Origin of the sequence: Lactobacillus sp. UMNPBX12, from assembly GCF_002553955.1 — a bacterium.
Lineage (GTDB): Bacteria > Bacillota > Bacilli > Lactobacillales > Lactobacillaceae > Lactobacillus > Lactobacillus crispatus.
Window position 1 is genome coordinate 26851 of record NZ_PCYY01000022.1, and the last position, 9519, is coordinate 36369.

10 protein-coding genes and 1 tRNA gene are annotated in these 9519 nt (G+C 36.1%); 9 read left to right on the forward strand and 2 right to left on the reverse strand.

Annotation, left to right across the window (positions count from 1 at the left end; translation table 11 throughout):
* Positions 1-110: 110 nt before the first annotated feature.
* Entirely contained in the window at positions 111-434 is a 324-nt protein-coding gene (locus CP363_RS08510) for a PspC domain-containing protein (RefSeq protein ID WP_165518650.1), read from the reverse strand.
* 137 nt (positions 435-571) lie between these two features.
* Positions 572-655 (reverse strand) — tRNA-Leu (locus tag CP363_RS08515).
* An 88-nt stretch (positions 656-743) separates the two neighbouring features.
* Between CP363_RS08515 and CP363_RS08520 the strand changes: the two genes are divergently transcribed.
* From CP363_RS08520 to CP363_RS08560, 9 genes are all read left to right on the forward strand, one after another.
* Positions 744-2045, forward strand: coding sequence for a serine hydrolase (locus CP363_RS08520; protein WP_098036134.1), 1302 nt, complete (start codon positions 744-746; stop codon positions 2043-2045).
* A gap of 2 nt (positions 2046-2047) precedes the next feature.
* Entirely contained in the window at positions 2048-2896 is an 849-nt protein-coding gene (locus tag CP363_RS08525; RefSeq protein WP_005725666.1) for an NAD(P)H-hydrate dehydratase, read from the forward strand.
* Positions 2897-3021: 125 nt separating this feature from the next.
* The gene (locus tag CP363_RS08530) at positions 3022-3708 is read left to right on the forward strand and encodes a L,D-transpeptidase (RefSeq protein ID WP_005725667.1); all 687 of its coding nucleotides are present in this window, start codon (positions 3022-3024) and stop codon (positions 3706-3708) included.
* 363 nt (positions 3709-4071) lie between these two features.
* Positions 4072-5757: an arginine--tRNA ligase gene (gene argS / locus CP363_RS08535; protein ID WP_005720808.1), complete on the forward strand. Its 1686-nt coding sequence runs from the start codon at positions 4072-4074 to the stop codon at positions 5755-5757.
* A 110-nt stretch (positions 5758-5867) separates the two neighbouring features.
* Complete coding sequence (locus CP363_RS08540; protein ID WP_023488638.1) at positions 5868-6779, forward strand: ketose-bisphosphate aldolase; 912 nt, start codon at positions 5868-5870, stop codon at positions 6777-6779.
* A gap of 69 nt (positions 6780-6848) precedes the next feature.
* On the forward strand, positions 6849-7379 hold the full coding sequence (locus tag CP363_RS08545; RefSeq protein WP_098036135.1) for an NUDIX domain-containing protein: 531 nt from the start codon (positions 6849-6851) through the stop codon (positions 7377-7379).
* 278 nt (positions 7380-7657) lie between these two features.
* Positions 7658-8563 carry a prenyltransferase gene (locus CP363_RS08550; RefSeq protein ID WP_098036136.1) on the forward strand — a complete coding sequence of 302 codons (906 nt, stop codon included), beginning with the start codon at positions 7658-7660 and terminating at the stop codon, positions 8561-8563.
* Between the two features lie 68 nt (positions 8564-8631).
* Positions 8632-8955 carry a bacteriocin immunity protein gene (locus tag CP363_RS08555; RefSeq protein WP_060462445.1) on the forward strand — a complete coding sequence of 108 codons (324 nt, stop codon included), beginning with the start codon at positions 8632-8634 and terminating at the stop codon, positions 8953-8955.
* Between the two features lie 198 nt (positions 8956-9153).
* Positions 9154-9453 (forward strand): hypothetical protein, encoded by a 300-nt coding sequence (locus tag CP363_RS08560; RefSeq protein ID WP_098036138.1) that lies wholly within the window; start codon positions 9154-9156, stop codon positions 9451-9453.
* Positions 9454-9519 lie beyond the last annotated feature (66 nt).

Sequence of the window (9519 nt, forward strand, 5' to 3'; positions counted from 1 at the left end):
TGTAGCACATAATCTAGTGAAATGGAAGCGATTTCATGAAAGCGAGAGAAAAAAGTTGATTCCCGAAGAAATCAACTTTGTGCCCCTGCCAAGGACCTACATTATAGCATTCATTTATTCTTGGTTGTCGTCTTTTTTTCGTCAGAATCTGAACTAGAATCATCTGACTTGGTAAAATCACCGTTCATTGTATTAGGACGACCAGTTTGATAATCAGTAGTGTGTTTTTCGGCTTTAGGTGCAATTTGGCCAGGTTCTGGCATGACCATTGCAGCGATGATATATAAAGCAATACCAGGGAAGATACCAGTGAATAAAATTAAGGCGGCACCGATGATTCTTACCCAAGCTGGGTCAAGATCGAAGTAATTGGCGATTCCGCCCAAAACGCCAGCTAAAATTTTGTTTTGTGATTTAGTAAGTCTCTTTTTCATAGTAATCAACTCATTTCTAAATTTGATGTCCTTCAATGTGTATTATACAGCAGAGATTAATAAAATTAAGAGCTATAAATTCTATTATTAAAAAATAAAAAAAGTGTTGATCTCTCAACACTTACACATAATTATGATGCCCGCTAAAGGATTCGAACCTTCACTTAGTCACCTAAACAGCGACCTGAACGCTGCGCGTCTGCCAATTCCGCCAAGCGGGCATTTTTATTAGCTACATGAATAATAATACCAAATATTTGGTAAAATGTAAGCATAAAATACTTTAATTATACAAAAGGATGGAATTTCATGTTTTTTAGTAAAAAAATAAAACGTGTAGCAATTACAACTGTTGCAGCTGTATCAATCTTTTCGTGCGGTGCAGTTTTTGCAACTATACCAGTTAGCGCAGATACAACTAGTAGCTATCAAGCTGATCAAGTTAAACTAAATGTAAAGTCAGCAATTGCAATTGATAGTGATTCAGGTCAAATTTTGTATGCCAAAAATGCGACTAAAACTTTGCCAATTGCTTCGATGACTAAATTAGTAACAGTTTATTTAACTCTGCAAGCAATAAAAAATCATAAGCTTTCATGGGATCAGAAAGTAAAGCCAACGGCTCCGATAGTAAAGGTAGCTAATAATGCAGAATATTCGAATGTACCATTAAAACTAGGACATTCGTATACGATAAGACAACTTTATCAAGCAACCTTAATTGAATCAGCTAATGGTGCTGCTATGCTGCTTGGTCAAACAATTGCTGGCTCACAAAAGGCATTTATCGATCAAATGCGAGCTCAAGTAAAAAAGTGGGGGATTGAAGATGCCAAGATTTATACTGCTTGTGGTTTACCTAATGGCAATTTGGGTAAAGATGCATATCCTGGTGTAAATAAAAATGCTGAAAATACGATGTCAGCTAAGGATATGGCTATTGTCGGTCAAAAATTAATCTCGGCATTCCCAGAAGTATTAGAAACTACACGCTTAGCTCACTTAAACTTTAAAGATGCTGGTCACGTAACTAAGATGGCTAACTTTAACTGGATGTTAAAGGGGCTTTCTCAATATGATCAAGCTTATCCAGTTGATGGCTTAAAGACGGGGACTACTGATGCTGCAGGGGCTTGTTTTATCGGAACTGTACAACACAATGGTGCTCGTTTACTGACTGTAGTAATGGGCGCACGTCACCGTGACGGAACGGATCCAGCTAGATTTGAACAAACTAAAAAGTTAATGAATTATGTTTTTACCAAGTATCGTCCTGTAACAATGACTGCTGGTAGCCAAATGAATGGTGCCAAAACTATTAAGGTAACTGATGGTGATAACGCAACAACTAACTTGGGTCTAAAGAACAAGACTACTATCTGGGATCCAGCTGATGGCAAAACTTTAGTGGCATCATTGAATAAAAAATCTGTAGAAGCACCAATTAAGAAAGATCAAACAGTTGGTGATTATCAATTTAAATCTGGTAATGAAAAGATTGTTTCATTGTCTAATCCTAATGGGATGAACGTCAAGGCTAAGGCATTGTCAGCTAATAACAAGGTGAACTTTTTTGTCAGAATTTGGCGCTGGATTTTCGGAGGAAGATAAATATGACTGAAATTTCTGAAGATATCTTGAAAAAGGTAATTAAAGAAAGAGAAAGCGATACACATAAAGGCGATTACGGTCGTGTACTTTTGATCGGTGGTAGTGAGAACTATGGTGGCGCTATTATTATGTCTACCGAAGGCGCTATTAATGCTGGCACAGGTTTGACTGCTGTTGCAACACACCCTTTGAATTTAGCACCGCTACATGCACGAGTGCCTGAAGCAATGTTTATCAACTGGCGCGATGCTAAGTTAGCAGATTTAATCAAAAATATGGATGTTGTAGTTTGCGGGCCAGGATTAGGCATGAGTGATCTTGCTAAGCAAATTTTAGTTATCTTGCGAAGATGTACTTCAGAAAAACAAACCGTTGTCTTAGATGCCAGTGCTCTTGATTTAATTAGTCAGGATAAGAACTTATTGCCAACTAATGCTGGCCACTTAATCTTGACGCCGCATCAAATGGAATGGCAACGATTGAGTCAAATTCGTATTCCGTTTCAAACAGATAGTGCCAATATTGATGCTTTAAACCAATTGATTCCAGATACTAATGCGCTTTTAGTACTCAAATCGAATCATACTCATGTTTATAATGGGACTGGTCAAATTTTTGTTAATCCAATTGGCAATCCAGGCATGGCCACTGGTGGAATGGGTGATACTTTAGCAGGAATCATCGGTGGGATGGTTGCTCAATTTGGCCCAGGCGTTGAAACCGTTCAAGCTGCTGTCTATCTTCATTCTTTAGCAGGTGACTTGCTTGCCAAAGATAATTATGTGGTACGACCAACGGAACTTTCTAAAGTATTGCCTAAATTGATGAAAAAGTATTCAGAATTGGCATAAACATGTTAAAATTCTAATAGTAAATAAATGCATCCCTAGTTGAGGGATGTTTTTTAACGCTTCAAAGACGAAAAAGCATAATATAATTGAGTTAAATATTAATAAAAAAGAAGATTAACATATTTATGAAAAAAAACATTATTATCGGCGTAACTAGTATCGTTCTAGCTTTTGGTGCAATTATCGGCTTAGCTAAGGTATGCGCACCTAAGTCTGATGTCTCACAAGAAGCTGCTACAACGCAGACTAAGGCCAAAACTAAGAAAATAAATAAAATTAAGAAAAAACAAGCTAAAAAAGTAGATAATGGTGCTTTATATCGACCATATAGCGATCCTAAGGACTTGCGCAAGGCAGGCACTTGGAAGAAAAAGAGTGAGCTTAAAAAATATCCTAAGATTAAGCCGTATGAAAAGGATTTGACTTTGCGGGTATCATTAAAAGGAAACCGGACCTATTTGTTAAGAAAAGGCAAGGTTTTGTATACCATGTTATCAACTGGTGGAATCTATAAGAAGGGCAAGTCATTGACCCCAACTGGAACTTTTAGGATCCAAAATGGTCGTGGAGACAGCTTTTTCAATTATAACTTAGGTGAAGGAGCTAATAATTGGACTAGTTGGAGTCCTGATAACGTGTACTTGTTCCACTCTGTGCCAACTAAAGCTAATTATAGCTATAACTTAAAAGAAGCAGCCAAATTGGGAAGAACTCAAGGTTCACATGGTTGTATCCGTTTGAGTGTACCTGATTCTAAGTGGATTATGGATCACATCCCAGATGGTACGAAGGTAGTCATTAAAAATAATTAACAAGAACGTTGCTTTTTAAGCAACGTTTTTTAAAAAATTGCAGTAAAAAACTTTGTTCAAAGCGTTCAAGATTTTAATCCAACTTAAGAATGGCTTTTTTAACTAAATTAGTGGCAGAAGCCGTTTTTTCCTGCTATAATCATGTTTGCCAAGAAGTCAAAAGTAGTAGTTATTTTCTTTTTAAGCGAGTCTATGTTGGTGCAAGATAGATACTAGAAGATAATGAAGGCGTGTTTGACTGATAAAATCAAGAATTTAAATAAGCGGATACTTTGTATCAATCTGAGTGGTACCGCGGGTTTTTAACTCGTCTCTTTCTACATTTGTAGAAGGAGACTTTTTTATTTAGAAGAGAGGAATAAGATGGACTTTAAGAATGAAGTAGTTGACTTGGTTGCTAGTCAAGTTGATTTACCTAAAGAAAAAATTGCTGCATTAATTGAACGCCCTAAAAATGCTAAGATGGGAGACTATGCTTTCCCAGCATTTATTTTGGCTAAGACTTTGCACAAAAATCCTGCAGAAATTGCTAAAAATATTGCGGATAACTTATCAAGTGATAATTTCGCTAATATCCAAGCAGTCGGTCCTTACGTTAACTTTGCGATTGATCATGAAAAATTAGTTTCATCGACTTTGAAGGATGTTTTGACTGAAAAAGAACATTACGGTGATCAAAAGATTGGTGAAGGAAATGTGCCAATTGATATGTCTAGCCCTAACATTGCTAAGCCAATGTCAATGGGCCACCTTCGTTCAACTGTAATTGGTAATTCAATTGCTAAGACAATGGAGAAGGTTGGCTATACTCCTATTAAAATCAATTACTTAGGTGACTATGGTACTCAATTTGGTAAGTTGATTGCTGCCTACAAGCACTGGGGTAATGAAGAAGACGTTAAAAAAGATCCGATTATGAATCTTTTCCACTACTATGTAAAGTTCCACCAAGAAGCTGAGAAAAATCCCGAACTTGATAATGAAGGTCGTGAATGGTTCAAGAAACTTGAAGACGGGGATCCAGAAGCAGTTAAACTATGGAAATGGTTCCGTGAGGTTTCATTAAAAGACTTCAAGCGAATTTATAAAGAACTAGGCGTAACTTTTGATTCATACAATGGTGAAGCTTTCTTTAACGATAAGATGCAACCAGTAATTGATGAATTAAAAGAAAAAGGTCTTCTTCATGAATCACGTGGTGCGCAAGTTGTTGACATGGGTGAAGGTGAAAATCCTGCTATTATCGTTAAATCTGATGGTACTTCAATTTACTTAACTCGTGACCTCGCCGCTGCTGAATGGAGAATGAAAGAATATAACTTCGTTAAGATGCTTTATGTTGTAGGTAACGAGCAAGCCCAACACTTTGTTGAATTGAAGACTGTTTTGAAAAAGATGGGTTATGACTGGGCTGATGAGATTCACCATGTACCGTTTGGTTTAATCACTCAAGGCGGTAAAAAGTTATCTACTAGAAAAGGTAACGTTGTCTTCCTCGATCAAGTATTAAAGGATGCTGTTTCACTTGCTAAAAAACAAATTCAAGAAAAGAATCCAGATTTGGCAGATCAAGATCAAGTTGCTCATGATGTTGGTGTTGGTGCTGTTGTCTTCCACGATTTGAAGAATGATCGTCTTGATAATTTTGACTTCGATTTGGAAGAAGTTGTTCGTTTTGAAGGCGATACTGGTCCTTATGTTCAATACACTAATGCTCGGGCACAAAGCGTCTTACGTAAGGCTGCTGCGATGGGTGAAAATCCTAGCGAAACTGATCTAGCTCTTGATGATGACTGGGCTTTTGCCGTAGCCAAAGATTTAGCAGATTTCCCAAGAATTGTAGCTAGAAGTGCCGAAAAGTTTGAACCTTCAGTAATAGCTAAGTTTGCCTTAGATTTAGCTAAAAAATTCAATAAGTACTATGCTAATGTGAAGATTTTAACCAAGGACGATAAAATTGGTGCTCGTCTCGCCTTAGTTCAAGCAACATCAATCGTTTTAACGGAATCACTTAGATTGTTAGGTGTCAATGCTCCTAAAGAAATGTAAGAGAAAAACAATGAAAATAAGAAAATAACGCTTACATTCTGTGAAAAATTGTTCATATTTCAATTATTAGGGTACAATAGGCATGTAAGATATTTAGGAGGTATTTTTTAATGGCTTATTTTGACAACGGTAATCAAATCTTTAAAGATGCTCGTAAGAACCATTACGCTGTAGGTGCTTACAACACTAACAACTTGGAATGGACTCGTGCAGAATTACGTGCTGCTGAAGAAACTAGAACTCCATTGTTGATCCAAGTATCAACTGGTGCTGCTAAGTACATGGGTGGTTACAAGTTCGTTAAGGACATGGTAGCTGACCAAATGGATTCAATGAACATCTCAGTTCCAGTTATCTTAAACTTGGACCACGGTGACTTTGAATCAGCTAAGGAATGTATCGCTCTTGGTTACTCATCAGTTATGTTTGATGGTCACGCACTTCCAACTGAAGAAAACTTGGAAAAGACTAAGGAAATCATCAAGTTAGCACATGAACGTGGTATTTCAGTTGAAGCTGAAATTGGTAAGATCGGTGAAAACCAAGGCGGCGGTGAATTAGCTTCTGTTGAAGATGCTAAGAAGTTCGTTGCAGCTGGTGTTGACAAGCTTGCTTGTGGTATTGGTAACATCCACGGTGTATACCCAGCAGACTGGAAGGGCTTAAACTTCGACCGTCTTAAGGAAATTGCTGAAGCAGTTCCTGACACTCCACTTGTACTTCACGGTGGTTCAGGTATTCCTGAAGACCAAGTTAAGAAGGCTATTAAGCTTGGTATTGCTAAGATCAACATCAACACTGAATTCCAATTAGCATTCCAAGAAGCTACTCGTAAGTACATCGAAGACGAAAAGGACCTTGACAAGAAGGCTAAGGGTTACGACCCACGTAAGTTGTTATTGCCAGGTGCAGAAGCAATTACAGCCAAGATGAAGGAAATGATTTCTTGGATGGGTACCAAGACTATCGATGACGAACTTAAGGATGCTTCATTCGACCGTTCATCATTGAACGAAGAATAATCATTGATTATCAATTAAAATAAAACTCAGCTTTGGCTGAGCTTTATTTTTTTCTAGAAAGAAAAAGTTATGAAAGAATTAAACCTCCAATTGAAAGACACTGAATGGCCATTAGAATATATTGATCATGATCGTAAAATAGTGCGAGCTATCGTGTTTGATGACCAGGAAAATTATTATTTTGTTAGAGCTAAACGTGATGACGACTTTGGTAAGGCAACGCTAATTGAAACTTCAGGTGGTGGCGTTGAAGCTGGTGAAGATTTAGAAACAGCGCTAAAGCGAGAGCTTAAAGAAGAATTAGGTGCTGAAGTTGAGATTATGCATAAAATCGGTATAGTTAGTGACTACTATAATTTGATTCATCGCCATAATATTAATAATTATTATCTTTGCAAAGTCACTTCTTTTGGTGAAAAACATTTAACGCCTGATGAGATAAATGAATTTCATTTATCAACGTTGAAGCTTAGTTATGATGAAGCCTTGCGAGAATATAACCGCTGTGCAAATACACGAATCGGCAAATTGATTGCGGCACGTGAATTACCAATATTAAAGCAAGCTAAAAATTTACTGGATCGGAAGAAAAATAGATGAATAAATATAATAAATTATGGCAATATATTAAAGATAATAAGGCTGGGGGTTGTCTTAGATCATTCCTTTTTGCGTTATAAAAAAGAATTACCAGCTTATGGCTTTGAAGTGAAAAAAATTTCATTGAAGAATAAAGTGGTGAAGTTTCATCAGTTGTAATGAAAGCTATTAATAACTAAAGTAGTAGTTTGCGATAATATCTTCAAAATTAGTAACTATATTTTGTTTTAGAAAAAGACTAAGATGTAAGTAAAAAATGGGAGGATTAATAAGTTACTATGAAGAAGGTTTTATCTTGGCCAGTATATTATCAACTATCAGAGATTTATACGGCGCCATTAAATGTAATTTGGTTTGTCTTTGGCGCGGCAATGTCGTTTCAACAATATCACATGTTTAATTTGATTAACATTTTGCTGTGCTTAGTAGATGTTTTTCTGTTTGATTTAGCAGTTAATATTGCTGATAATTACTATGATTATCTTCATGGCAAAGATCGACATTTTTTGACTGATATAAATCCAATTGGTCGTCTGAAGTTACCTTTAACTGATGTTAGAAACTTAGTGTGGATTAGTTACTTTATTTCGGCGATTCCGGGTATTATTTTGGTTTATCGCACCGGCTGGCCAGTACTAATAATGGGAGTTGTAGGATATTTCATTGGAATATTTTACACTGCGGGTCCTAAGCCACTGAATGCAACACCGATCTGTGAATTAGTGGTATCTTTTTTTATTTCGTATTTCATTATGCTAGTAAGCATCTATGTCACAATTTACGGCACTTATCCTTTGACCTGGAACTTAGCATTAACTACTCTAATAAGATGTTTGCCTTTAACACTCATTTTCTATGCTTTGCAGTTAGCTAATAATACTTGTGATTTGCATGAAGATTTAAACAATGGGCGCCATACTTTGGCCAGTTATACTGGTAAAAAATATGCTCTTAAAATAATTAAGACGTTGATTATTGCGGGATTATTATTTCCAATTATCGTTGTTCTTTTTGGTTTGGCAAAATGGCCATTGATCTTTAGTTGTTTTTTGTTGCCAATATTATGGCCAAAATTAAAACAATTTTTTGAGCATCCGGATAAGCAAACCACCTATTTACAAATGATCAAGTATCTATCAATATTTTTCATTACATATATAGCTATTTACACAGTTTTAGTTTAGAGGAAAATTATGGCTTTGAATATCATAGATAGAGGATTACACTCATTGATAATGAGGGGGAAATAATTATGTTTGGCAAGAAGAAGGATAAGAATTCAGAATTTTCACCAGATATTATGTCTTTTAAAAATGCACTTGAAGAAGTGCGTTTTACGCCCGAAGTTGAACATGACGCAGAGTTAATTAACATGTTTGACGAAGCAATTGATAAAGCCGAGAAGGGTGAATCTGTTCAAACAATTTATGGTCGACTCAGTTATCAAATTACGCAATACATCCAAACGCATCATTTCAAGGCACCCAAGCCAGTGACTGAATTCTTACATGGAAGTACTGGAAGCGTAGCCACGGGATTGACTTCAGTCCCAGTTTCTTGGAATACAGTACATTAGGAATTTTTTATGTGCATAAAATTGACAAATACTGAAAAATAATTGATTAATTAAACAGAGTAGCAGGTAATACTACTCTGTCTTTTTATTGCAAATATGATGTCAAATGCAGGCAAATATGATGAATTGCTTCATAATGGTAAAAATATGATATTATATCTCCAATTACGTTTATTGATAAAAAAGGGGTATAAAATAATGAAATTGAAAAACTTTTTGATTGGTTTGTTAATGTTGGCAGGAGTTGTGGTAATGTTTGTGGCTATGCCTAAGCAAGCAAATGCTGCAGCTGATGGAAATGCGGTTAAACAATATGCGACTACTGTGGTTGGTGAGTCAAATGTACAATTAGGAAAGTATGTTGTTGAAAGCAGTGAAAGTGCTAATAGTCCTTTTGTGAATTTTATTGGATTTGACTCTGAACCTCTTTGGCAAGTATATAAAAAAAGTATAAGGAAGCATCATAGAAACCATCATAGAAACCATCATGGTAATTAATTTTTTTTGGAGGCGGATTGTAAAATCAAATTGAACACTTCGTTCAAATATTAAAAAAAGTCCATT